19 protein-coding genes are annotated in these 21,998 nt (G+C 65.6%); 9 read left to right on the top strand and 10 right to left on the bottom strand.

The window, feature by feature from the left end:
- Positions 1 to 7: 7 nt before the first annotated feature.
- The 3 genes from dnaG to J2Y63_RS21175 form a co-directional block, all read right to left on the bottom strand.
- Positions 8 to 2,005: a DNA primase gene (gene dnaG / locus J2Y63_RS21165; RefSeq protein WP_435267699.1), complete on the bottom strand. Its 1,998-nt coding sequence runs from the start codon at positions 2,003 to 2,005 to the stop codon at positions 8 to 10.
- Between the two features lie 87 nt (positions 2,006 to 2,092).
- On the bottom strand, positions 2,093 to 2,434 hold the full coding sequence (locus tag J2Y63_RS21170; protein WP_256117426.1) for a hypothetical protein: 342 nt from the start codon (positions 2,432 to 2,434) through the stop codon (positions 2,093 to 2,095).
- Positions 2,435 to 2,684: 250 nt separating this feature from the next.
- Complete coding sequence (locus J2Y63_RS21175) at positions 2,685 to 3,134, bottom strand: GatB/YqeY domain-containing protein (protein WP_256117427.1); 450 nt, start codon at positions 3,132 to 3,134, stop codon at positions 2,685 to 2,687.
- Positions 3,135 to 3,456: 322 nt separating this feature from the next.
- On the opposite strand from J2Y63_RS21175, the gene carA reads away from it, so the two are divergent.
- Positions 3,457 to 4,665 (top strand): glutamine-hydrolyzing carbamoyl-phosphate synthase small subunit, encoded by a 1,209-nt coding sequence (gene carA, locus J2Y63_RS21180; protein WP_435267700.1) that lies wholly within the window; start codon positions 3,457 to 3,459, stop codon positions 4,663 to 4,665.
- Positions 4,666 to 4,721: 56 nt separating this feature from the next.
- Here the strand turns inward: carA and J2Y63_RS21185 are convergent, their stop codons facing one another.
- The 3 genes from J2Y63_RS21185 to J2Y63_RS21195 all read right to left on the bottom strand — a co-directional run bounded on the left by J2Y63_RS21185 (position 4,722) and on the right by J2Y63_RS21195 (position 8,554).
- The gene (locus tag J2Y63_RS21185; protein ID WP_435267701.1) at positions 4,722 to 6,107 is read right to left on the bottom strand and encodes an MATE family efflux transporter; all 1,386 of its coding nucleotides are present in this window, start codon (positions 6,105 to 6,107) and stop codon (positions 4,722 to 4,724) included.
- Positions 6,108 to 6,255: 148 nt separating this feature from the next.
- Positions 6,256 to 7,509 carry a TCR/Tet family MFS transporter gene (locus tag J2Y63_RS21190; RefSeq protein ID WP_435267702.1) on the bottom strand — a complete coding sequence of 418 codons (1,254 nt, stop codon included), beginning with the start codon at positions 7,507 to 7,509 and terminating at the stop codon, positions 6,256 to 6,258.
- Positions 7,510 to 7,651: 142 nt separating this feature from the next.
- Positions 7,652 to 8,554: a LysR family transcriptional regulator gene (locus tag J2Y63_RS21195; RefSeq protein ID WP_435267703.1), complete on the bottom strand. Its 903-nt coding sequence runs from the start codon at positions 8,552 to 8,554 to the stop codon at positions 7,652 to 7,654.
- A 104-nt stretch (positions 8,555 to 8,658) separates the two neighbouring features.
- On the opposite strand from J2Y63_RS21195, the gene J2Y63_RS21200 reads away from it, so the two are divergent.
- Together J2Y63_RS21200 and J2Y63_RS21205 are read left to right on the top strand one after the other, a co-directional pair.
- Positions 8,659 to 9,657, top strand: a complete 999-nt coding sequence (locus J2Y63_RS21200) for an aldo/keto reductase (RefSeq protein ID WP_435267704.1) — start codon at positions 8,659 to 8,661, stop codon at positions 9,655 to 9,657.
- 152 nt (positions 9,658 to 9,809) lie between these two features.
- Positions 9,810 to 10,400: a phosphoethanolamine transferase domain-containing protein gene (locus J2Y63_RS21205; protein ID WP_435267705.1), complete on the top strand. Its 591-nt coding sequence runs from the start codon at positions 9,810 to 9,812 to the stop codon at positions 10,398 to 10,400.
- On the opposite strand, the gene ypfJ is transcribed toward J2Y63_RS21205, so the two are convergent.
- Positions 10,384 to 11,310: a KPN_02809 family neutral zinc metallopeptidase gene (ypfJ, locus tag J2Y63_RS21210; protein ID WP_256117435.1), complete on the bottom strand. Its 927-nt coding sequence runs from the start codon at positions 11,308 to 11,310 to the stop codon at positions 10,384 to 10,386. The two genes, J2Y63_RS21205 and ypfJ, sit on opposite strands and share 17 nt — an antisense overlap.
- A 107-nt stretch (positions 11,311 to 11,417) precedes the next feature.
- The gene (locus J2Y63_RS21215) at positions 11,418 to 11,939 is read right to left on the bottom strand and encodes a DUF2306 domain-containing protein (protein WP_435267706.1); all 522 of its coding nucleotides are present in this window, start codon (positions 11,937 to 11,939) and stop codon (positions 11,418 to 11,420) included.
- Between the two features lie 91 nt (positions 11,940 to 12,030).
- Between J2Y63_RS21215 and J2Y63_RS21220 the strand changes: the two genes are divergently transcribed.
- The 3 genes from J2Y63_RS21220 to J2Y63_RS21230 all read left to right on the top strand — a co-directional run bounded on the left by J2Y63_RS21220 (position 12,031) and on the right by J2Y63_RS21230 (position 14,645).
- The gene (locus J2Y63_RS21220) at positions 12,031 to 12,822 is read left to right on the top strand and encodes a LytTR family DNA-binding domain-containing protein (RefSeq protein ID WP_435267707.1); all 792 of its coding nucleotides are present in this window, start codon (positions 12,031 to 12,033) and stop codon (positions 12,820 to 12,822) included.
- Positions 12,823 to 12,904: 82 nt separating this feature from the next.
- Positions 12,905 to 13,564 (top strand): dihydrofolate reductase family protein, encoded by a 660-nt coding sequence (locus J2Y63_RS21225; RefSeq protein WP_435267708.1) that lies wholly within the window; start codon positions 12,905 to 12,907, stop codon positions 13,562 to 13,564.
- A 52-nt stretch (positions 13,565 to 13,616) separates the two neighbouring features.
- Positions 13,617 to 14,645 (top strand): zinc-dependent alcohol dehydrogenase family protein, encoded by a 1,029-nt coding sequence (locus tag J2Y63_RS21230; RefSeq protein ID WP_435267709.1) that lies wholly within the window; start codon positions 13,617 to 13,619, stop codon positions 14,643 to 14,645.
- Between the two features lie 13 nt (positions 14,646 to 14,658).
- On the opposite strand, the gene J2Y63_RS21235 is transcribed toward J2Y63_RS21230, so the two are convergent.
- Positions 14,659 to 15,546 carry a LysR family transcriptional regulator gene (locus tag J2Y63_RS21235; RefSeq protein ID WP_435267852.1) on the bottom strand — a complete coding sequence of 296 codons (888 nt, stop codon included), beginning with the start codon at positions 15,544 to 15,546 and terminating at the stop codon, positions 14,659 to 14,661.
- A gap of 110 nt (positions 15,547 to 15,656) precedes the next feature.
- On the opposite strand from J2Y63_RS21235, the gene blaOXA reads away from it, so the two are divergent.
- Positions 15,657 to 16,463 (top strand): class D beta-lactamase, encoded by an 807-nt coding sequence (gene blaOXA, locus J2Y63_RS21240; protein ID WP_435267710.1) that lies wholly within the window; start codon positions 15,657 to 15,659, stop codon positions 16,461 to 16,463.
- A gap of 7 nt (positions 16,464 to 16,470) precedes the next feature.
- Here blaOXA and J2Y63_RS21245 read toward each other — a convergent pair whose 3' ends face one another.
- Positions 16,471 to 17,652 (bottom strand): FAD-dependent monooxygenase, encoded by a 1,182-nt coding sequence (locus J2Y63_RS21245; RefSeq protein ID WP_435267711.1) that lies wholly within the window; start codon positions 17,650 to 17,652, stop codon positions 16,471 to 16,473.
- 81 nt (positions 17,653 to 17,733) lie between these two features.
- Between J2Y63_RS21245 and J2Y63_RS21250 the strand changes: the two genes are divergently transcribed.
- Positions 17,734 to 18,309 (top strand): TetR family transcriptional regulator, encoded by a 576-nt coding sequence (locus tag J2Y63_RS21250; RefSeq protein WP_435267712.1) that lies wholly within the window; start codon positions 17,734 to 17,736, stop codon positions 18,307 to 18,309.
- 154 nt (positions 18,310 to 18,463) lie between these two features.
- Positions 18,464 to 21,946: a carbamoyl-phosphate synthase large subunit gene (gene carB / locus J2Y63_RS21255; RefSeq protein WP_435267713.1), complete on the top strand. Its 3,483-nt coding sequence runs from the start codon at positions 18,464 to 18,466 to the stop codon at positions 21,944 to 21,946.
- Positions 21,947 to 21,998: the final 52 nt, after the last annotated feature.

A 21,998-nucleotide genomic window follows, 5' to 3' on the forward strand; every position in this document is an offset into this window, starting at 1 on the left:
AGCGCTCCTACTTCCCCGCCGGCCCCTTCACCCTGCCGGACAACACGCCAAAACCCTCGATGATGGCTTCCTGGTTTTCCATGCGCATCGTCTCCATCTGCACCTCCTGAAGGGCGCGCAGAATCTGCGGCACGCGTTCGCCGTCGCCCTCTTCGGTCGAGACCGCGAGTTCGCGCTCCAGCTCGCGGCGCTGCCAGAGCAGCGCGCGGGTGCGCTTGTGCAGCGCGAGCGCCTGGAGAAAGCCTTCGCGGGCGTCCTCGGGGGCGGCCTCCGCCGTCGCGGTCCAGAGGCGGGAGTTGCGGACCTGCTGGTCCAGGCCCTTGAGCAACGCGTCGAAACCGGCCGCCTCCAGTTCCTCGATCAGCCGGTCGCGCGCAAGCCGCGCGCCGACGGAGCCGGCAATGCCGAGCAGCGACGACCAGAGCCGCTGCAGGTCGCGATGCTCGTATTCGATGATGGCGATCTCGTCGTAGTCGCTGAAGAACAGGCCGGGATGGTTGACGACGGTGAGCGCCAGCACGCTTTCGCGCAAGGGCGGCAGCCCTTCCGCGCCGCGCACCAGCGACGATCGCGCCAGCCGGTCCGATATGCCGGACGAGACCGCATTGCCCTGCGGCGCATTGCGGCCGCCCCGACCCTGCCGATTGCCGGAAAAGTTGCCGCCACTCTGCCGCTGCTGGGCGGGGCGGAAGAAGGCGTTCAGCCGGTCGCGCATGTTCTGCTGGTAGTGGCGCCGCACATCCTCGTCGACGATCGTGGCCGTCACCTGGCGCAGGCGCGCTTCGAGCGCGGCGCGGCTTTCCGGCGTGTCGAAGGAGGCGCCCTGCACTTCCCGGTTCCAGATCATCTCGGCAAGCGGGCGCGCGGCCGCCATCACCTTGTCGAAGGGCGCGCGGCCCTCGTTGCGCACCAGGTCGTCCGGGTCCTTGCCATCCGGCAGCAGCGCGAAGCGTATGGTACGCTCCGGCTTGATGAAGGGCAGCGCAAGCTCGGCGGCGCGGTTTGCCGCGCGAATGCCGGCACCATCGCCATCGAAGCACAGCACCGGTTCCGGCGTCATCTTCCACAACAGGTCGAGCTGGTTTTCGGTGAGCGCCGTGCCGAGTGGCGCCACGGCATTCTCGATGCCCGCCTGGTAGAGCGCGATCACGTCCATATAGCCTTCGACGGCGATGATCGTGCCAGCGCTTTTTTCTTCTTGCGCGGCATTGCCGGCGCGGCCGACCCCTTGAGCGCCTTTTCGCGCGCGGGCGTGGTTGTAAAGCACGCTGCCCTTGTGAAAGAGCTCGGTCTCATTGGAGTTGAGGTATTTCGCCTGGGCGTCCGGCGACATGGCGCGGCCGCCGAAGGCGATGACCTTTTCGCGCACGGAGAGGATGGGAAACATGATGCGGTCGCGGAACCGGTCGTAGGAAACCGGGCGATCCGGCCCGTGCACGACGAGGCCGCAGGCCTCGATCGATTCCTTCGGCACGCCCTTGCCGGCTAGGAATTCCTTCAGCGCATTGCGGCTTTCCGGCGCGTAGCCGAGGCGGAACGTTTCGATGGTGCGGCCCGTCAGCCCGCGGTCGCGCAGATAGGCGCGCGCCTTGGCGCCGGCAGGCGTCTGGAGCTGGTCCTCGAAGAAGCGCGCCGCCATTTCCATGACCTCGACGAGGCCGGTGCGCTCTTTTTCGCGTTGTTCGGCCTCGCGGTCCGGCTGGGGCATGGCGACGCCTGCCAGGTCGGCGATCTGCTGTACTGCCTCCGGGAAGGACAGCCCGTCGAGATCGGTGAGGAAGCGGAAATGGTCGCCAGAGACGCCGCAGCCGAAACAATGGTAGCGACCCTTGCGGTCCTCGCAGTGGAAGCTCGGCGACTTTTCGCCGTGGAACGGGCAGCAGGCCCAATAGTCGCCGCGCGACACATTGGTCTTGCGGCGATCCCAGGTCACGCGCTTGCCGATCACGTCGGAAATGGAGACGCGGTCGCGGATCTCGTCTAGGAAGGCGTTGGAAAAGCGCATGGATACCTCGATCAGGCTCCATATAACCATGCGGGGGAGCTATCGCCAGCACTACTCGGCTGCCCACAGCAATTCACAGGCTGCCCGTCAAAAGCCCATGTCCGGCGCATAGAAACAGCGCGGCGTGTCCTCGGTCGGGTAGAGGCAGAGATGATATTCGCCATCCGGCGAGTGGCGGGTCGTATCCTGCGGCAGGCGGAAGATATGGGCGCGCGTGGCAAGCCGGTGGTCGCCAGGCGCGAGCGTCACCTGGTAGCCGCCCTTGATGATGCGCACGGTCGTCGCCGGAATCATCTGGCAGTCGCCATTGTGGCTGTTGCCGTTGCAGCAGAACTGCTCGTATTGCCAGCCACTCGCCGCGTCATGCGCAAGTGCGGGGCCGGCAAGGGCGAACATGCCAAGGGGAAAAAGAAGAAAGGTCACGCGCATCGGCTCGGTCTCCGTTGACGAGAACGGCCACCGGGGCGTCTACGCATGAACAAAACCGGCGGCACAGCATGCACTTCGCCGGGGCGGGCCGATGCGCGAACGCATCGTCAGGCTCCTGTTTCGCGGTGTTTAACTGTGCGCGGCGCTTTTGGTTCCCGTCAAGGGCGTTGAGGTCGTCGGCGACACGAAACGCCACCAACAAAAAGGGCGGCTGACGCCGCCCTTGCCTGTAGACCCGGTCGCTGCCGGATTATTTTAGCAGTTCCTTCACCACGCCGGAGGCCTTGGCGAAGTCCATCTGGCCCGGATAGCGCTCCTTCAGCGCATTCATGCACTTGCCCATGTCGCGCAGGCCGTGCGCGCCGGTTTCGCTGACCAGCGAGGCACAGAGTTCCTTCATCTTCTCTTCCGGAATCTGCGCCGGCATGAAGCTTTCGATCACGACGATTTCCTGGCGCTCCTGGGCGGCAAGCTCCGGGCGGCCGTTTTCGCCGAAGATCTTGGCGGATTCCTCGCGCTGCTTGATCATCTTGGCGAGGATCTGCATGATTTCGTCGTCGGCGACCGGGCCCTTGCCCACGCCGCGATTGGCGATATCGCGATCCTTGATCGTTGCCTGAATCAACCTGAGCGTCGAAACGCGGCAGGAATCCTTGGCCTTCAGCGCATCCTTCAGCGCATTTGCGAATTGCTCGCGCATCATTTTCTCCATGGGAAGCCGCCCGGCGCCGGATGCGCGAGCGGTCTTCGATAGTGCTTTCTCGTGCATGCTCATAGACCGGCAAAGGGGCCGCGGGCAAACGGATTACATAAGCGTTTGAATTTCAACGCTTTATAATTCCACGCAATCCACAGGCGGCGGTTGACCCCGTCATCCGCTTTGTCTATTTTCCGGCACCTGCACGAAATTTGGCAATCAGGGCGAACCAACGCGGGTTTCCGCGCGCCCTTGCCTGCGAGATAAATGGTGCGCGGCCGCCCGGCTTTCAAGCCTTACGCCCGGCACCGGAAACGGGATACTCATGACCTCGACCCCCGCATGGACCACTGACAAGCCGACCGCCCTGCTCGTCCTCGCCGACGGCACGGTGATCGAAGGCAAGGGCATCGGCGCCACCGGCAAGGTGACCGCCGAAGTCTGCTTCAACACGGCGCTGACGGGCTACCAGGAAATCCTGACCGACCCCTCCTATCTCGGCCAGATCGTCACCTTCACCTTCCCGCATATCGGCAATATCGGCGCCAATGACGAGGACATCGAAGACCTGACGCCGGCCGCCCGCCACGGCGCCGTCGGCACCATCTTCAAGGCCGACATCACCGACCCTTCGAGCTACCGCTCTGCAAAACATCTCGACGGCTGGCTGAAGGCGCGCGGCATCATCGGCCTCTCGGGCATCGACACACGCGCGCTGACCGCCTGGATCCGCGAAAACGGCGCGCCGAACGCGGTCATCGCGCATGACCCCAACGGCGTCTTCGACATCGAGACGCTGAAGGCGGAAGCCAAGGCCTGGAGCGGCCTCGTCGGCCTCGACCTCGCCAAGGTCGCCTCCTCCGGCCAGTCCTCGCGCTGGAGCCAGGAGCCCTGGGTCTGGAACGAAGGCTACGCGGACCTTGCGGACGCCGACGTGAAATACCACATCGTGGCGCTCGACTACGGCGTCAAGCGCAACATCCTGCGCCTCTTCGCCGGCCTCGGCTGCAAGGTCACCGTCATGCCGGCAACCTCCACCGCGGATGAAGTGCTGGCGCAGAAGCCGGACGGCATCTTCCTGTCGAACGGCCCGGGCGACCCGGCGGCGACCGGCGAATATGCCGTGCCGGTCATCAAGACGCTGATCGAGACGGGCATTCCGGTCTTCGGCATCTGCCTCGGCCACCAGATGCTGGGCCTTGCCGTCGGCGCCACGACCGAAAAGATGCACCAGGGCCACCACGGCGCGAACCATCCGGTGAAGGACCACACGACCGGCAAGGTCGAGATCGTCTCGATGAACCACGGTTTTGCCGTCGCCTCGGCCTCGCTGCCGGAAGGCGTGGAAGAAACCCATGTCTCGCTGTTCGACGGTTCGAACTGCGGCCTGCGCCTCGTCGGCAAGCCAGTCTTCTCCGTGCAGCACCACCCGGAGGCCTCGCCCGGCCCGCAGGACAGCCACTACCTCTTCCGCCGCTTCATCAACCTGGTGCGCGAGAAGAAGGGCGAAGAGGCCATTCCGGAACGGGCGTAAGCTTCACCTTCCGCAAAACAAAAGGCCCCGGACGTCGCGTCCGGGGCCTTTTTGATTCAGGCGGGTCGGGCCGCGCCCCGGGTCACCAGGCGATAGAAGCGCCAGTTGAGCAGAATGGCGGCGGCGGCGAGGCCGCTGACGAAGCCGAACCACACACCGACGCCGCCGAAACCGGCCGGGAAGGCGAAGAACCAGGCACAGAGGAAGCCGATCGGCCAATAGGAGATCAGCGCCAGGATCATCGGGATGCGCGTATCCTTCAGCCCGCGCAGCAGGCCGGCGGCAATCGCCTGGAGGCCATCGACAAGCTGGAAGATGCCGGCGATCACCACGAAGGGACCGGCAATCGCCAGGACGGCGGCCGAATCCTTGCCCGCCGTGTCGAGGAAGATCGAGGCGAGCGTGGTGGGCGCGAGGGCAAAGAGGATGCCGCCGCCAACCGCAATGGCCGCCGCGACGACCAGCACTGCCCAGGATGCGCGGACCACGCCGAGGCGATCACCCCGGCCATGCGCCACGCCGACACGCACCGTGCCGGCCTGCGCGAGGCCGAGCGGAATCATGAAGGCGATCGAGGCGAGCTGGAGCGCAATACCGTGCGCGGCGAGTTCCAGCGTACCGATATTGCCCATCAGCAGCGAGGCGCCGGTGAAAAGCGTGACTTCGGCGAGCATCGTCAGGCCGATCGGCAGACCGAGCTGAACGACCTCGCGGAAGGCCTGCCAGTCCGGCCGCCAGAAACGCACGAAGAGCTCGTAGCGCCGCAGCTCCGGGCGAAGCTGGATATAGGCGGTAAGCAGCAAGAAGCTCAAAATATTGACCGCGACGGAAACGATCGCAGCCCCCTCGATGCCGAGTGCCGGGAAGCCGAAATGGCCGAGCACCAGCGCATAGGCGAAGAACGCGTTGACCGACAGGATGACGATCGTGACATAGAGCACGACGCCCGCCCGGCCATGCGCGCTGACGAGGCCGCGCAGCGTCATGAAGAGCAGCGCCGGCGCCATGCCCCATTGCGCGATCTTCAGGTAGCTGCCGGCAAGGGCCGCCACCTCCGGCTTCTGGCCGGCATAGAGCAGGATGCCCTCGACATTGTAGAAGACCGGGATCATCAGCGCCGCATAGATCAGCACCACCCACATGCCCATGCGCACCGAGCGGCGCACGGAGACGGCGTCGCCCCGGCCATAGGCCTGCGCCACCATCGGCATCACGGCATTGGCGAAGCCGGAGCCGAGGATGAAGATGGTGAAGAAGAACTGGCTCGCCAGCACGATTGCCGCCAGATGCGCAGCCCCGAGACGGCCGAGGATGACCACGTCCGTCGTGTGAATGCCGAGCTGGGCGAGCTGCGCGCCGATCAACGGCACGCCGAGGGTGAAGGTCGCCCGGAAATGGGCGCCCCAGCTATTGTCCGCGCGGTGCGTGGCCATGTGCATCATAATTCTCACTTTCGTGACGCTTCGGATCACAAAGTCCCGCCGCGATCAATCGAGTAGCTGTGATCTTTTCATCAAAAATGCGCTCAATCGGGTTTCTCGCGCAGGTTTTGCGCGAAAATTTCGTCAAAACGTCACGGTTGAAAGCGCTTCAGCGCGATTGCGCGGCCAGAGTCTCGCTTGGCCCCGCATCGGCGCCGCGCAGCTTCACGATGAAAATCACGAGGCCGATGAAAAGGATCACCGCCGCCAGAGCATAGGGCGCGCCGGCAAAGACCACCGGCGCGGCCGGCCCCGTGAAGTGGCTGAACACCTGCGTGAAGATGAGCGGCCCGATGATCGTCGTGATGCTGGAGACGCTGGTGAGCGCGCCCTGAAGCTCGCCCTGGGCCGATGGCGGCACGCGCACCGATGCGATCGAGCGCAGCGGCGGGTCGGCAAGGCTTTCCAGCGCCGTCAGCGCGATCACCGCATAGACCATCCAGCCCTGCCAGGCCGCGGCATAGCCGGAGAGGCCGAGTGCGGCGAAGGCGAGGCCGACGATCGCGGTGCGGTATTCGCCGAGCCGCGGCACGACGCGCGGCAGCACGAAAGCCATGACGACCGCCCCGCCGATGCCGAAAACGCCGAGCGACAGCCCGATCTGCCCTTCGCTCCAGCCGTAGCGAAGCGCCGCGACGAAGGGCCAGACGGAGGGATAGACGGCATGCGCCAGCCAGTAACAGAAGAAGACGAGCCCAACCCACAGCACGCCCGGATATTGCCGCATCTGCAACAGCGCGCCGAGCGGATTGGCGCGGGAGAACTCGAAGCGGCGGCGGTTGGCGGGCTCCAGGCTTTCCGGCAGCAGGATCCAGGCCGCGACGAAATTGAGGAAGGCGAGCGCGGCCGCGCCGTAAAACGGGATGCGCGGGCCGAATTCGCCGAGCAGGCCGCCGATGACCGGGCCGAGCGCGAAGCCCGTGCCGAAGGCGATGCCCATCAGCCCGAAATTTTTCGCGCGGGTCTCGTCGGTGGAGACGTCAGCGATATAGGCGGCCGCGGTGCCGAAGCTCGCACCGCTGATGCCGGCCAGCACCCGGCCGATGAAGAGCATCCAGTAGCTGGTGGCGAGCGCGCAGATGAGATTGTCGATGGCGAAGGTGAGGATGCAGGCGAGCAGCACCGGCCGCCGGCCGAAACGATCCGACAGGTTGCCGATGAAGGGCGCGAACAGGAACTGCATGCCGGCATAGACGAGCAGCAGCCAGCCGCCATCGATCGCCGCCTGGCTAATGTCGTCGCCGGTCAGTTCGCGCAGATAGGTCGGCAGCACCGGCATGATGATGGCGATGCCGATCACGTCGAGAAACATGATCATGAAGACGAGAAAGAGCCCCCGCCGGGTGGACCTGGCATCGATCATGGTGTCACCTCTGGAATGATCGGCGCCCATCGCGGCGGGCAAAACGTCAGGCGAGGAGTTGTATTTCACTTTTTCCCGCGAAACAATCCGTGAACATTGCAAAATTTTTGATGATGCGGATGTGGCACACTCATGCTTCGCCTCATTCGGGCCAGGGATTGGCCTTCACGAAATCGACGAAGGCGCGCAGCGGCGCCGGCATCAGGATGCGGCTCGGATAGTAAAGGAAGGGGCCGGAAAAGCTCTGGATCCACTCCGGCATGACGATCCGGAGCGCGCCGGTGGCAAGGGCCGGCGCGAGGAACTCCTCGAAGGTGCAGACGAGGCCGAGGCCGGCCTCGGCAGCGTGGAGTTCCACCTCGTTCGATCCGGAGATCAGGCAGGCGGGCGGCATCAGGGACATCTTCTCCTCGCCGCGCTCGAAGGCCCAGGGCAGCACGCGGCCGCTGGCGAAACGGTGCAGGATGCAGCGATGCCGCATCAGGTCGCGCGGATGGTCCGGCGCGCCGTGCGCGGCGATGTAGGACGGCGCGGCGGCAACGACGAAACGCTGGCGGCGCGGGCCGATCGGCACCGCGATCATGTCCTGGTGCAGCGCCTCCTCGTAGCGGATGCCGGCGTCGAAACCTTCCGCGAGCACGTCGACCAAAGCGTCGTTGGAGGCGACCTCCAGCGTGATGCCGGGATAGGCCTGGAGGAAGGGTGTCGCGATCGGCGGCAGCACGAAGCGGGCGACGACGCCCGGCACGTTGAGCCGCAGCCGGCCGACCGGGCGGTTGCGCAGGCTGTTGACGCCGTCGATCGCCGCCTCGACTTCGGCAAGCGCCGGTGCCAGCCGCTCCAGCAGGCGCTCGCCGGCATCCGTCAGCGTGACGCTGCGCGTCGTGCGGTTGAACAGGCGCAGGTCGAGCCGCCCTTCCAGCCGCCGCATCGCCTCCGACAGCGCCGAGGCGGAAACCCCACGCAGCTTGGCGGCCGCGCGAAAACTCTTCACCCGGGCGATGGCCACGAAGGCATCGAGATCGGCAAGGGGGATCTGGCTCATTGTTTGGAAAACCGCACAAGCTGTTCAGGAGAGGACGGATTATCGCACAAAGGCCAGCGCGGTAGAAGGCTCTCGACCGAACGACAGATCACAGGAGAGACGCCATGAAGACCACCCACCTCGGCAAGACCGGCCCCGCGGTTTCGACCATCGGGCTTGGCTGCATGGGCATGTCCGGCATGTATGGCCCGGCCGACCGGACCGAAAGCATCGCCACCATCCACGCCGCCCTCGACGCCGGCATCAACCTGCTCGATACCGGCGATTTCTACGGCATGGGCCACAACGAGATGCTGATCGCCGAAGCGCTCAGGGACCGCCGGCGCGAGGACGTGGTGATCAGCGTGAAGTTCGGCGCGCTGCGCGGTCCGGACGGCGCGTGGAGCGGCTACGATTCGCGCCCGGCGGCAATCCGGAACTTCCTCGCCTATTCGCTGCAACGGCTCGGCACCGACCATATCGACATCTACCGCCCCTCCCGCCTCGACCCGGCCGTGCCGATTGAGGAGACCATCGGCGCGCTCGCCGACCTCGTGAAGGCGGGTTACATCCGCCATATCGGGCTGTCGGAAGTGGGGTCGGAAACCATCCGCCGCGCCGCCGCCGTTCACCCGATCGCGGATTTGCAGATCGAATATTCGCTGATCTCGCGCGGCATCGAGGAGGACATCCTGCCGACCTGCCGGGCGCTCGGCATCCCGATCACCGCCTATGGCGTGCTGTCGCGCGGCCTGATCAGCGGCCATTGGCAGAAGGGCGCGAGTGCCGGCGGCGATTTCCGCAGCATCAGCCCGCGCTTCCAGGAGGGCAATGTCGAGCAGAACCTCGCCCTCGTCGAGGCGCTGCGCCGCGTCGCCGAGGAAAAGGGCGCAAGCGTCGCCCAGCTCGCCATCGCCTGGGTCGCCGCGAAGGGTGCGGATATCGTCCCCCTCATCGGCGCCCGCCGCCGCGACCGGCTGGCGGAAGCGCTGGGCGCGCAGGCGGTTTCGCTGGGCGAGGCCGATCTGGCGGCCATCGAAGCCGCCATGCCGAAGGATGCGGCGGCCGGCGAGCGTTACCCCGCCGCGCAGCTCGCCCATATGGACAGCGAAAAGCGCGCCTGATTCCCCTGACGACGGGCCGCGTAATACGGCCCGTCGTCAGCGTCTTGTCAGGTTCCTCGTGAGAGAAATGCGCGGATACACACGGATTGTCATGCGCCGGTAACGGTGCGCGCCGAGATGTGTGCCTGCCCATCAGTTCTTGAGGACCGGCAATGTCGACCCGCTCTGCCCCGAGCCATCTTTCTGCCAGACCCAGCTTCGCGAGCCTCACGGTGAGCCTGGCGACCGGCCTCTATCTCTTCCTGATCACCAGCCGCGATTTCTGGATGGAGACCTGGGCGCTGCTCGGCGCGCGGCCGGACACGCTGGTGCTGGTGACAGGCGGCTTCTTCTGCCTGTTCATCGCCACCTGCGCCATCTTCTCATGGAAAAACGTGATGAAGCCGCTCTTTATCCTGCTGCTGCTCATTGCAGCGGCCGCCGCCTGGTTCATGGACGATGACGGCGTGTTTCGCGCAACGGAGCAGGGCGAAGGCGCTGCCTTCCAGCCCATCCGCTTCGCCTTTCACATGCTGGCCTTCGCCGGCATTCCGGCGGCCTTCCTGCTGTGGGTAAAGGTCGTGCACCGGCCGTTCTTCTGGCAGCTGCGCGGCAATCTCGCCATCGCCGTGCCGACGCTCGTCGTGGCGCTCGCGGTCGCCCTCACCCATTCCGGCAAATATGCCTCAATCGTCGAGGAAGACCTGAAGGTCGCCGACGGCGGCAGTGCCGCCGGCGCATCCCTCATTACACATCGCCCTTGAACGTATCGCAGGCATCGACGCGGCCGGTGTCGAAGCCGCGTTTGAACCAGCGGCGGCGCTGCTCGGACGTGCCGTGGTTGAAGCTTTCCGGCACGACGTAACCCTGCGTGCGCTTCTGCAGCGTATCGTCGCCGATCTGGGTTGCGGCGTTCAGCGCCTCCTCCAGGTCGCCGCGCTCCAGAAGACCCTTCTGCTCGGTATATTTGCCCCAGATGCCGGCGTAGCAATCCGCCTGGAGCTCGACGCGGATCGACATCTGGTTGGCTTCCACCTCGCTCATGCGCTGGCGCTGCTGGTTGAAGCGCGGCAGCACGCCGGTGAGGTTCTGCACGTGATGGCCGACCTCGTGCGCGACGACATAGGCCTGCGCGAAATCGCCCGACGCGTCGAACTTGTTGGCGAGTTCGTCGAAGAAGCTCATGTCGAGATAGAGCTTGCGGTCGCCCGGGCAGTAGAACGGGCCGGAGGCCGCCGAGGCAAAGCCGCAGGCCGACTGCACGGAGCCCGAGAAGAGCACCATCTTGGGCTCCTCGTAGCGTTCGCCGGCCGTCTGGAAGATGCCGTTCCAGGTGTCTTCGGTCTCGGCAAGCACCGTCGCCATGAAGGCCTTGCGTTCCTCTTCCTGCGGCGAGGAGCGCTGGCTGGCGCTTTCGGTCTGCTCGAAGCCCGGCACGCTGACCTGCCCGCCGCCCTCGCCCATCACCTGCAACAGGTCGATGCCCATCGCCTTGAAGATGAAGTAGATGACGACGAGGAAGATGATTGTGCCGATGCTCATGCCGCCGCCGGCGCGACGTCCGCCGCCCATCGGAATACGGAACCCGCCATTGCCGCGGCCGAGCGAAGGGCCGCCTCCGGCCCCGCGCTGGTCCTCGACATTGCTCGACTGACGGCGACCTTTCCATTCCATGGCGCATTTCCCCGAATTGATTGCCGACGAACGTCCACAAAGTGAATTCGTTCCTCAGCACCAGCTTATAGGGCCTGGCGGGCGCCTTGCAAAATGAAAAGCAGCCCTCAGCGCCGCCGGAAAACCGCCGGCAGGCGATCGAGCCAGCCGGCCACGCGAACGGCCAGTCCGCCCGCCGCGACGAGCAGCACGCTGACGATGGCAGCCGCGAGCCCGCTTGCCAGACCGGAGGCGCCATCGAAGATCATGGCGCCCATCACGCGGTGCGGCACCAGCGTGAAAAGCCCGGCCACGACGATGCCGCCGAAATACATGCCCGCGACATGCGCACGGTGCGCGCGGATATCGCGGCGGCGCGCGGCGCGGATCGCCGGCACGCTGCCGACGATGACGTAGACGGAGAGCAGATGGATCGGGCTGAAGTCGCCGACCACCTTCAGGTCATGGATGAAGAAGGTCGAAAAACTCGTCGCAACCATCAGCAACAACCAGATTTTTCCAAGGAGACGATGTGCCGGCGTGCCCTTCGGGCGGGCGAGCAGGACGGCGCCGAGGACAGCCGCTGGCAGCACGGTCGCCACATGGAACTGCACGGCGGAAGGGGCGTTGAGAAGCGGCTCGAAGGTCATGGCGGGCTCCGGATGCGGTTGAAATCGCTCCGGTCTTCAGACATTGATCGGATCGCCTCAAACGCTTTGGCCCGAATGGACGGAAAACTTCGTGGAACGCCCCTTCCTGCAATCCGCGCTTCGTGAACTGCAGGTCTTCCTGCGCTCGCCCCGCTTCTGGGCGACCTTCGGCGCCGTCGTTCTGATCTTCTGGGTGACCGGTCCCTACGGCACGTCTCAACGGCTTGCCGCCGTGCCGCGCCTCGGCTTCTGGCTCGTGCTGCACGCCGTCGCCTGGGGCATCGCGATCGTCACCATCGTCGTCGTCAACACGCTATTTGCGCACAGGATCCCGAGCCTTTTCGGCCGCATGGCGCTCGGCACGCTGCTGGCCGGCGTGCCCGTCGGGCTTGCGACGGAAGCGATCAGCCTCCTGACCTTCGGCGGCACGATCACTCCTTCGGTTCTCGCCGAAAGCATCGCGACCGGCCTCCTGCTCTCGGCCCTGTTCTGCGGCCTGACCTTCATGACGATGAGCAGCAAGCAGGCGGCAGCTCTGTCTCCGGCACCTGCCCATGAAGTGCGAACCGAGGTCCCGCTGCTGCGCCGCCTGAAGCCGGAAAACCGCGGTGCGATCCTGCATCTCACCGTCGCCGACCACTATACCGAGGTGACGACGAGCCGCGGCCGGGAGCTGATCCTGCTGCGCTTTTCCGATGCGCTGGAAGAACTCGGCCCCACGCCCGGCCTCTCCGTGCACCGTTCGCATTTCGTCGCCGACGCCCATGTCGAAAAACTTCAGCGCGGCGATGGCCGGCTGACGATCCTGCTCAAGGACGGGCGGGAAATACCGGTGAGCCGCAGCCGGGCCGAGGCGGTGCGCGCCCGCTGGGGCCGCGGCTGATAATTTTTCGGCCCCGTGTCGGATCGCCCTTTCGCCGCGCGTCTCTAGATATCAGTCAAGCGATCACGCGAGGAGAAGACCCATGAGAAAGATCAATGTCGGCGCATTCGTCAGCCTCGACGGCGTCATGCAGGCGCCGGGCGGGCCGCTGGAGGACCCGATCGGCGGCTTCAAGTTCGGCGGCTGGGTGGCCCCGCTTTTCGACGAGAAGGGCGGTGCTGCGGTCGGCGAGATGTTTGCAAAACCCTTCGACCTGCTGCTCGGCCGCAAGACCTATGACATCTTCGCCGCCCATTGGCCCTACGTTGAGAAGGACGACCCGATCGGCCCGCTCTTCGACCGCATCAACAAATATGTCGCGACCCGCAACCCGGCCTTCCGGGCCACCTGGCAGAACAGCCACGTTCTTGGCGCAGACGCGATCGCCGCCGTGAAGGCGCTGAAGAGCGAGGACGGACCGGATCTCCTGACGCAGGGCTCGACGGAATTCCTGAAGGCGCTGTTCGAAAACGACCTCGTCGACGAGATCAACATCTTCACGTTCCCGGTCATCCTGGGCAAGGGCAAGCGGCTGTTCGGCGACACCGCCTTCCCGCGCGCGCTGACGCTCGTCGATTCGCGCACCACCGACACCGGCGTCGTCATCAGCAAATATGCCCGCGCCGGCGAGATCACCACAGGCTCCTTCGAGTTCGACACGCCGACCGATGCCGAACTGGAGCGTCGCCGCAACCTGACTTGACCACGCCTGCCGTTCCCGCTCCTATTCCGCCCGAGGAAAACGGGAGGACGGCATGAAAGCGGCGCGGCTGGAGGCGATCGGCGGATTTTTCGTGCGCGAGGTGGAAAAGCCGGCTCCCGGCCCGGACGACCTGCTCGTGCGGATCGAAGCCGCCGGCATCTGCGGCACGGACCGCCACCTCTTTCACGGCGAATTCCCCTGCAAGCCGCCGGTGACGCTGGGCCACGAATTTTCGGGCATCGTCGAGGCCGTCGGCGATGCCGTGATCCATTTTCGCACCGGCATGCGCATCACCGGCGATCCGAACATCCATTGCGGCCGCTGCGCGCAATGCCAGCGCGGCCGCGTCAACCTCTGCGAAAACCTGCAGGCGATCGGCATTCACCGCGACGGCGGTTTTGCCGAATACGTTCTGGTGCCGCAGAAGCAGGCCTATGAACTGCCGCTCTCGCTGCCGCCGGAACACGGCGCTTTCTGCGAGCCGCTCGCCTGCTGCCTGCACGGCATCGATATGGCGAGCATAGAGCCCGGCAGTTCCGTCGTGGTGCTCGGCGGCGGGGTGATCGGCATGCTGGTCGTACAGCTCGCCCGCCTCGCCGGTGCCGCCTCCGTCATCCTGGTCACCCGTCAGGCGTTGCGCCGGGCACTCGCCGAGGAGATCGGAGCGACCGGGTCCTTCGATCCTACCGCCGGTGACGCCATCCAGGGCATCACCGGAAAGGCCGGCCTGCTGCCGGGCGGGGCGGACGTGGTCATCGAATGCGCCGGCGTGGCCGAAACGGTGGAGCAGGCGCCAAGGCTCGCGCGCAATGGCGGCACGGTGGTCATTCTCGGCGTGATGCCGCAGGGGGAAACCGTGGCCTTGGAACCCTTCGACCTGCTCTTCCGCGAGGTGAAAATCCTCACCTCCTTCGTCAATCCCTTCACGCACGGCCGCGCCGCCGCCCTCATCGCTTCCGGCACGATCAAGGTCGATCGCCTGGTCTCCCGCCGCATCGGCCTGGATGAACTGCCGGATGCGGTGACCAATCCGCCACGGCCGGGCGAGGTGAAGGTTCTGGTCATGCCGGGGCTGGCCTAAGACCAATCGACATTCAGCTCAGGCTCTCCTCCCCCACCGCCTGTTCCAGCCAGGCCGCGAAGGCGGACATGGCGGGGCTGACGCTGCGCGATTGCAGGCGGGTCAGCCAGTAGCTGCCGAGCGTCACGCTGGTCTTGAACGGCTGCACGACGGCACCCGCCCCCAGCAGCCGCGAAAACATCAAGGGCGGCGCGAGCCCGACGCCCGCCCCTTGCAGCACCACCTCCATCATGGCGAGCGAGGTGTCGAAGACAATGGCGTTCTGCGGCGGTGGCGTGCGTGGCAGGCCGGCGGCCTCGAACCAGCGCGTCCACTCATCGCGGCGGTAGGAGCGCAGCAGCGTCATGCCGAGCAGGTCCGCAGGATCGTTCAGGTCGCGCGCCACGGTGGGGATGGCGAGCACCGAGAGCGGCGCGTCGAACAGGCGGACCGCATCCGTGCCATGCCAGGCGCCGGCGCCGAAGCGGATGGCGAAATCGAGGCCCTCGGCGGCGAGGTCGACGCGGTTGTTGTTGGTGGAAAGCCGCACCTCCACGAAGGGATGGCGCTCGCGGAAACCGGCGAGCCGCGGCAGCAGCCAGCCGACCGCAAAGGTGCCGACGGCGCCGATTGTCAGGATTTCCCGCACATGCCCGCCGCGAAAGCGCTCCACGACATCCGCCATGCGATCGAAACTGTCGCGCAGCACCGGCAGCAGGCTTTCACCCTCCGCCGTGATCATCAACCCGCGCGGCAGGCGCTTGAAGAGCACGACATTAAGCTGGTCCTCCAGGCTCTTCACCTGATGGCTGACCGCCGCCTGCGTGACGTTCAGCTCGATCGCCGCGCGGGTAAAACTCAGGTGCCGGGCGGAGGCTTCGAAAGCGCGAAACGCGTTCAGCGGCAGATATGGCCGAACCATGGCAATGCCCCAGTTTTCCTCATGGCTGAGACCAGTATTGATCTTTTGCCAGACCATCAAAGCATTGCTATCCAGAATGCGCAAGCCATTCAAAATTCGAGGAAAACGTGATGGACATCCGTCTTTTCGCGGCCGGCGCCCTGCTGGCTGCGGGCATGAATGTGCCGGCGCAAGCCCGCATTATTTGTACCATCGTTGCCGATGCGGGAAGCAACGAGGTCTTTCTGGAAAAGGGCGATTGCGCGACCCGCGTGACGCCCGCCTCCACCTTCAAGGTGCCGCTCGCGGTGATGGGCTACGATTCGGGATACCTCGAAGACGCCGAGGAGCCGGTGCTGCCCTTCATGAAGGGTTATCCGGACTGGGGCGGCGATGCCTGGCGGCAGCCGACGAGCCCGAAGCGCTGGATGGAATTTTCCGTCGTCTGGTATTCGCAGCGCATCGCCGAATTCCTCGGCTACGAGCAGTTGCGCGACTATGCCGATGCCTTCGGCTACGGCAATGCCGACATGGCGGGCGATCCCGGCAAGGACAACGGCCTGGAACGCGCCTGGATCGCCTCCTCGCTGAAAATCTCGCCGCGCGAACAGGTAGAATTCCTGAAGAAGCTGGTGAACCACGAACTGCCGGTCGCCGCCGACGCGATGGACAGGGCAATGGAGATCGTCGAGCGGCGCGACATCGAGGACGGCTGGGGCGTGCAGGGCAAGACGGGCATGGCCTATTCCCGCAAGGCCGACGGCACGCCGGAATATGGCCGGCCCTATGGCTGGTATGTAGGCTGGGCGCGCCGCGATGAGCGCACCGTCGTTTTCGCCCGGCTGATACAGGATGAGAAGAAACAGGAACCGCGCACCAGCCTCAGGGCACGCGACAGCATCCTGAAGGAACTGCCCGGCATTCTCGCGACGGACTGACCCGCGCTCACCGCCTTGGGACCATTCCAAGCCCCTTGCGGGCAAGGCCCGAGACATTGAGGGCGAGCTTGCGGCAGAAGACCGGCGAGGTGCCGAGAAGCCGCAGGGCGACATTGCGCAAGGTCCGGCCGATGCGGCTGCGGACCGTCGCGATCTTCGTCAGGCGGCCTGCCAGTTCCAGCACCTCGGCCGCCGCCGGCCGGCGCTTCTCCTCGTAGAGGTCCAGCGTCGCCTCCTGCGCCTTGCCGGTGAGCACGTCGGCCAGCAGCCGGCCAAGCACGACGGCGTCCACGAGCCCCGTGTTCATGCCCTGCCCGCCGGCCGGGCTATGCACATGGGCGGCATCGCCCATGAGGAAGAACGGCCCGGAGCGGTAGCGCGAGGCGACCCGGTGGTGCACGCGAAACCGCGAACTCCAGATCACGTCACGCACCTGGCTGACGCCCTTGCGCAGCCCGCGCGCGTCGAGAACAGCCTGCACCAAGGCCACGTCCGGCGCCTCCGGCGCGTCCTCGACGGGGGCCACGATGCGATAGCGCCCGCCCGGCAGCGGCGCAACGACGGCCATGCCCTCCGGCGAGAAGAACAGCGACACCTCGTCGCTCAGTGCCCAGTCCATATGCACGTCGGCGAGCACGAAGGATTCGCTGTAGGTCTCGCCATCGAAGGTAATGCCGGCGGCACTTCGCACCACACTGTGCATGCCGTCGCCGCCGACGACATAGCGGGCGCGGATGCTCTGCACACCCTCCGGCGTATCGAGGTGGACGACCGCACCCGTCGCGTCCGGCTCGATCGTCGTCGCCGAAGCGCCGCGATATATCGTGCCGCCCAGGCTCGACAGCCGCTCAGCAAGGATCGCCTCCGTCTCGTCCTGCGGGATCATCAGGATCTGTGCGTAGCGCGAGGGCAGCATGGAGAAGTCGAGCTCCAGCAGCGCCTTGTCATGCTCGCGCAGCGCAAAGCGCGTGAGCGGCAGGCCACGCTGCTCCAGCACGTCGGTGACGCCGATATGCTCCAGCACCTCCAGCGTATGGGCATGGATGACGGCCGCACGCGAGGTGTTCTGCCCGGCGGCCAGCCGGTCGACGATGACATGGGCGACGCCGGCCTGTTGCAGGGTGACGGCCAGCGCAAGGCCGGTCGGCCCTGCCCCGACGATCAGGACATCGGTATCGTGCGGCAGCATGGTTGCTCTCCAAATATCAACATGCGTTGACTTTTATGCTCGGCGCTTGAATTTGTCAACACGCGTTGGCATTTTCGTCGTATGCGTGATTCTCGACCCCGGAAAAGCAAATCGGACCGCACCCGCGAGACCATACTCGAAGCGGCGCGCACCCTCTTTGCCGAAAAAGGCTATGACGGTACGACAGTGCGCGACATTGCCACCGCTGCCAATATCGACCCCGCCATGGTCATCCGCTATTTCGGCGGCAAGGAAACGCTCTTTGCCCGCGCGGCGGATATCGACCTGCGGCTGCCCGATCTCTCCGACCTCCCCGCCCCATCGATGGGCGAAGCGTTGGTGCGCCATTTCCTCTCCGTCTGGGAAGGCGACGGCGGCGGAAGCGCCCTGCCGATCGCGCTGCGCTCCGCCGCCGTCAACGAGCTTGCCGCCGAGCGGCTGCGCGAGATTTTCGCGACACAGGTGGCCCCCGCCATCGCGCGGATCGCAGGGCCGGATACGCCAGCCGTTGCCGGTCTCGTCGCCACGCAGATCCTCGGTCTCGCCTTCACCCGATATGTGCTAAAACTGCCGCCTGTCGTGGCGCTGCCGCGCGAACGCCTCGTGACAGATGTCGGCCGCGCGATCCAGGGCTACATCGACGGCGCACGGCGCTGACTTTTCCTGTCGATTGCTCCATTTTCGGGGTTCCGCTCGCCTCCGCATTTGCCTATAAGCCGCTTCTAGCCTTGACAGACCATTTTTGCGCACCCGGCCGGTGAACCCATCACCTTGGCCGGATTTTCGCGCACGCGGAAGAACGGATAGAGACATGCCCAAGCGCCAAGATTTGAAATCGATCCTCATCATCGGCGCGGGGCCGATCGTCATCGGCCAGGCCTGCGAATTCGACTATTCCGGCACACAGGCCTGCAAGGCGCTGAAGGAGGAAGGCTACCGCGTCATCCTCGTCAACTCCAACCCGGCAACGATCATGACCGACCCGGGCCTGGCAGACGCCACCTACGTCGAGCCGATCACGCCGGAAGTGGTCGCCAAGATCATCGCCAAGGAACGCCCGGACGCGCTGCTGCCGACCATGGGCGGCCAGACCGCGCTCAACACCGCGCTCTCCCTGAAGCGCATGGGCGTGCTGGAGCGCTACAATGTCGAGATGATCGGCGCCAAGCCCGCCGCCATCGACATGGCCGAGGACCGCGCGCTGTTCCGCGAGGCAATGGCCCGCATCGGCCTCGAAACGCCGAAATCGCTGCTCGCCAACGCCACCGAGATCAAGGACCTCGACCGCAAGGTGCACGAGGCCGAGCGCGCCAAGGTGAAGGCCGAGCTTTCCGGCGATGCGCTGGACAAGGCGCTGGACGAGCTGGAAAACCAGTGGAACCTCGGCGAGACCGACCGCAAGCAGCGCTACATGAGTCACGCCATGGCGATCGGCGCGCAGGCGCTCGACGTGATCGGCCTGCCCGCCATCATCCGCCCGTCCTTCACGCTCGGCGGCACCGGCGGCGGCATCGCCTACAACCGCTCGGAATTCTTCGAGATCGTCAATTCCGGCCTCGACGCCTCGCCGACCACGGAAGTGCTGATCGAGGAATCGGTGCTCGGCTGGAAGGAATACGAGATGGAGGTCGTCCGCGACACGGCGGACAACTGCATCATCATCTGCTCGATCGAAAACATCGACCCGATGGGGGTTCACACGGGCGACTCGATTACGGTCGCCCCGGCGCTGACGCTGACGGACAAGGAATACCAGATCATGCGCAACGCCTCGATCGCGGTGCTGCGCGAGATCGGCGTTGAAACGGGCGGCTCGAACGTGCAGTTCGCCGTCAACCCGGCAAACGGCCGTCTCGTCGTCATCGAAATGAACCCGCGCGTTTCACGCTCCTCCGCGCTCGCCTCCAAGGCGACCGGCTTCCCGATCGCCAAGATCGCGGCAAAGCTCGCCATCGGCTACACGCTCGACGAGCTGGAAAACGACATCACCGGCGGCGCGACCCCGGCCTCCTTCGAACCGTCGATCGACTACGTGGTGACGAAGATCCCGCGTTTCGCCTTCGAAAAGTTCCCCGGCGCCGAGCCGACGCTGACCACCGCCATGAAATCGGTCGGTGAAGTGATGGCCATCGGCCGCACCTTCGCCGAATCCTTGCAGAAGGCCCTGCGAGGCCTCGAAACCGGCCTGACCGGCCTCGACGAGATCGAAATCCCGGGCCTCGGAGACGGCAACGACCGCAACGCCATCCGCGCCGCGATCTCCCGCCCGACGCCCGATCGCCTGCGCATGGTCGCCCAGGCGCTGCGCCTCGGCCTTTCGCCCGAAGAAGTGCATGACGGCTCCAAGATCGACCCGTGGTTCATCGAGCAGTTCAAGGCGATCGTCGACATGGAGGCCCGCATCCGCGAGCACGGCCTGCCGGAAGACGCCGAAAACCTGCGCATGCTGAAGGCCATGGGCTTCTCCGACGCGCGCCTCGCCACCCTTTCGGCCAAGCGCCCGAAGGAAGTGGCCGAACTGCGCAACCGCCTCGACGTTCGCCCGGTCTTCAAGCGCATCGACACCTGCGCCGCCGAATTCGCCTCTCCGACCGCCTATATGTACTCGACCTACGAGACGCCGTTTGCGGGTGCCGCACGCTCCGAGGCCGGCATTTCCGATCGCAAGAAGGTCGTCATCCTCGGCGGCGGCCCGAACCGCATCGGCCAGGGCATCGAGTTCGATTATTGCTGCTGCCACGCCGCCTTCGCGCTGAAGGATGCCGGCTATGAAGCGATCATGATCAACTGCAACCCGGAAACCGTCTCGACAGACTACGACACCTCCGACCGGCTCTATTTCGAGCCGCTGACGGCAGAAGACGTCATCGAGATCCTGAAGGCCGAGCAGACCAGGGGCGAGCTCGTCGGCGTCATCGTGCAGTTCGGCGGCCAGACGCCGCTGAAGCTCGCCGAGGCGCTGGAAAAGAACGGCATCCCGATCCTCGGCACCGCGCCCGACATGATCGACCTGGCCGAAGACCGCGACCGCTTCCAGAAGCTGCTCCAGAAGCTCGACCTCGCCCAGCCGAACAACGGCATTGCCTATTCGGTCGAGCAGTCGCGCCTCGTCGCGGCCGAGATCGGCTTCCCGCTCGTTGTGCGCCCGTCCTACGTGCTCGGCGGCCGCGCCATGCAGATCATCCAGTCGGAATCGATGCTGCAGACCTACCTGCTCGACACCGTGCCGGAACTGGTGCCGGAAGACATCAAGCAGCGTTACCCGAACGACAAGACCGGCCAGATCAACACGCTGCTCGGCAAGAACCCGCTGCTCTTCGACAGCTACCTGTCGAACGCGGTGGAAGTCGATGTCGACGCCATTTCGGACGGCAAGGACGTCTTCGTCTCCGGCATCATGGAGCATATCGAGGAGGCCGGCATCCATTCGGGCGACTCGGCCTGCTCGCTGCCGGTCCACACGCTCTCCAGCGAGACCGTCGACGAACTGGAACGCCAGACCAAAGCACTTGCGAAGGCGCTGAATGTCGGCGGCCTGATGAACGTGCAATATGCCATCAAGGACGGCACGATCTACGTGCTGGAAGTCAACCCGCGTGCCTCGCGCACGGTGCCGTTCGTCGCCAAGACCATCGGCGCGCCGATCGCCAAGATCGCCGCCCGCATCATGGCCGGCGAGAGCCTCGACGCCGCGATCGCCGCCTATGGCGAGAAGCCGGACCCGCGCAACTTGAAGCACATCGCCGTCAAGGAAGCGGTGTTCCCCTTCGCCCGCTTCCCGGGCGTCGATACGCTGCTCGGCCCGGAAATGCGCTCTACCGGCGAGGTCATCGGCCTCGACACCGACTTTGCGCTGGCCTTCGCCAAGTCGCAGCTCGGCGCCGGCGTCGACCTGCCGCGCGAAGGCACGGTCTTCGTCTCGGTGCGCGACGAGGACAAGGACCGCGTGCTGCCGGCCATCAACATCCTGACCGGCATCGGCTTCAAGGTGATGGCGACCTCCGGCACCGCCCGCTTCCTCGCCGAAAAGGGCATCGAGGCGGTCAAGATCAACAAGGTGCAGGAAGGCCGCCCGCATATCGAGGACGCCATCCGCAACCGCCAGGTCCAGCTTGTCATCAACACGACCGACGGCAACAAGGCGATCTCGGACTCCAAGTCGCTCCGCCGCGCCGCCCTGATGCAGAAGGTGCCCTACTACACCACCATGGCCGGCGCCCTTGCCGCCGCCCAGGCGATCCGGGCGCTGAAGCAGGGCCAGCTCGAAGTGCGGCCGTTGCAGTCGTATTTCTGAGACGGCACTCATCCAAGTGTTCGAAGCCGGGCGACCCAGTCGCCCGGCTTTT

This window comes from Shinella sp. BE166 (assembly GCF_051201095.1).
Taxonomy (GTDB): Bacteria; Pseudomonadota; Alphaproteobacteria; order Rhizobiales; family Rhizobiaceae; genus Shinella; species Shinella lacus.

Bases quoted from the DNA above. Each gene is read 5' to 3' on its own strand.
- dnaG (WP_435267699.1), bottom strand. From the start codon at position 2,005: ATGCGCTTTTCCAACGCCTTCCTAGACGAGATCCGCGACCGCGTCTCC.
- J2Y63_RS21170 (WP_256117426.1), bottom strand. From the start codon at position 2,434: ATGCGCGTGACCTTTCTTCTTTTTCCCCTTGGCATGTTCGCCCTTGCC.
- J2Y63_RS21175 (WP_256117427.1), bottom strand. From the start codon at position 3,134: ATGCGCGAGCAATTCGCAAATGCGCTGAAGGATGCGCTGAAGGCCAAG.
- carA (WP_435267700.1), top strand. From the start codon at position 3,457: ATGACCTCGACCCCCGCATGGACCACTGACAAGCCGACCGCCCTGCTC.
- J2Y63_RS21185 (WP_435267701.1), bottom strand. From the start codon at position 6,107: ATGATGCACATGGCCACGCACCGCGCGGACAATAGCTGGGGCGCCCAT.
- J2Y63_RS21190 (WP_435267702.1), bottom strand. From the start codon at position 7,509: ATGATCGATGCCAGGTCCACCCGGCGGGGGCTCTTTCTCGTCTTCATG.
- J2Y63_RS21195 (WP_435267703.1), bottom strand. From the start codon at position 8,554: ATGAGCCAGATCCCCCTTGCCGATCTCGATGCCTTCGTGGCCATCGCC.
- J2Y63_RS21200 (WP_435267704.1), top strand. From the start codon at position 8,659: ATGAAGACCACCCACCTCGGCAAGACCGGCCCCGCGGTTTCGACCATC.
- J2Y63_RS21205 (WP_435267705.1), top strand. From the start codon at position 9,810: ATGTCGACCCGCTCTGCCCCGAGCCATCTTTCTGCCAGACCCAGCTTC.
- ypfJ (WP_256117435.1), bottom strand. From the start codon at position 11,310: ATGGAATGGAAAGGTCGCCGTCAGTCGAGCAATGTCGAGGACCAGCGC.
- J2Y63_RS21215 (WP_435267706.1), bottom strand. From the start codon at position 11,939: ATGACCTTCGAGCCGCTTCTCAACGCCCCTTCCGCCGTGCAGTTCCAT.
- J2Y63_RS21225 (WP_435267708.1), top strand. From the start codon at position 12,905: ATGAGAAAGATCAATGTCGGCGCATTCGTCAGCCTCGACGGCGTCATG.
- J2Y63_RS21230 (WP_435267709.1), top strand. From the start codon at position 13,617: ATGAAAGCGGCGCGGCTGGAGGCGATCGGCGGATTTTTCGTGCGCGAG.
- J2Y63_RS21235 (WP_435267852.1), bottom strand. From the start codon at position 15,546: ATGGTTCGGCCATATCTGCCGCTGAACGCGTTTCGCGCTTTCGAAGCC.
- blaOXA (WP_435267710.1), top strand. From the start codon at position 15,657: ATGGACATCCGTCTTTTCGCGGCCGGCGCCCTGCTGGCTGCGGGCATG.
- J2Y63_RS21245 (WP_435267711.1), bottom strand. From the start codon at position 17,652: ATGCTGCCGCACGATACCGATGTCCTGATCGTCGGGGCAGGGCCGACC.
- J2Y63_RS21250 (WP_435267712.1), top strand. From the start codon at position 17,734: ATGCGTGATTCTCGACCCCGGAAAAGCAAATCGGACCGCACCCGCGAG.
- carB (WP_435267713.1), top strand. From the start codon at position 18,464: ATGCCCAAGCGCCAAGATTTGAAATCGATCCTCATCATCGGCGCGGGG.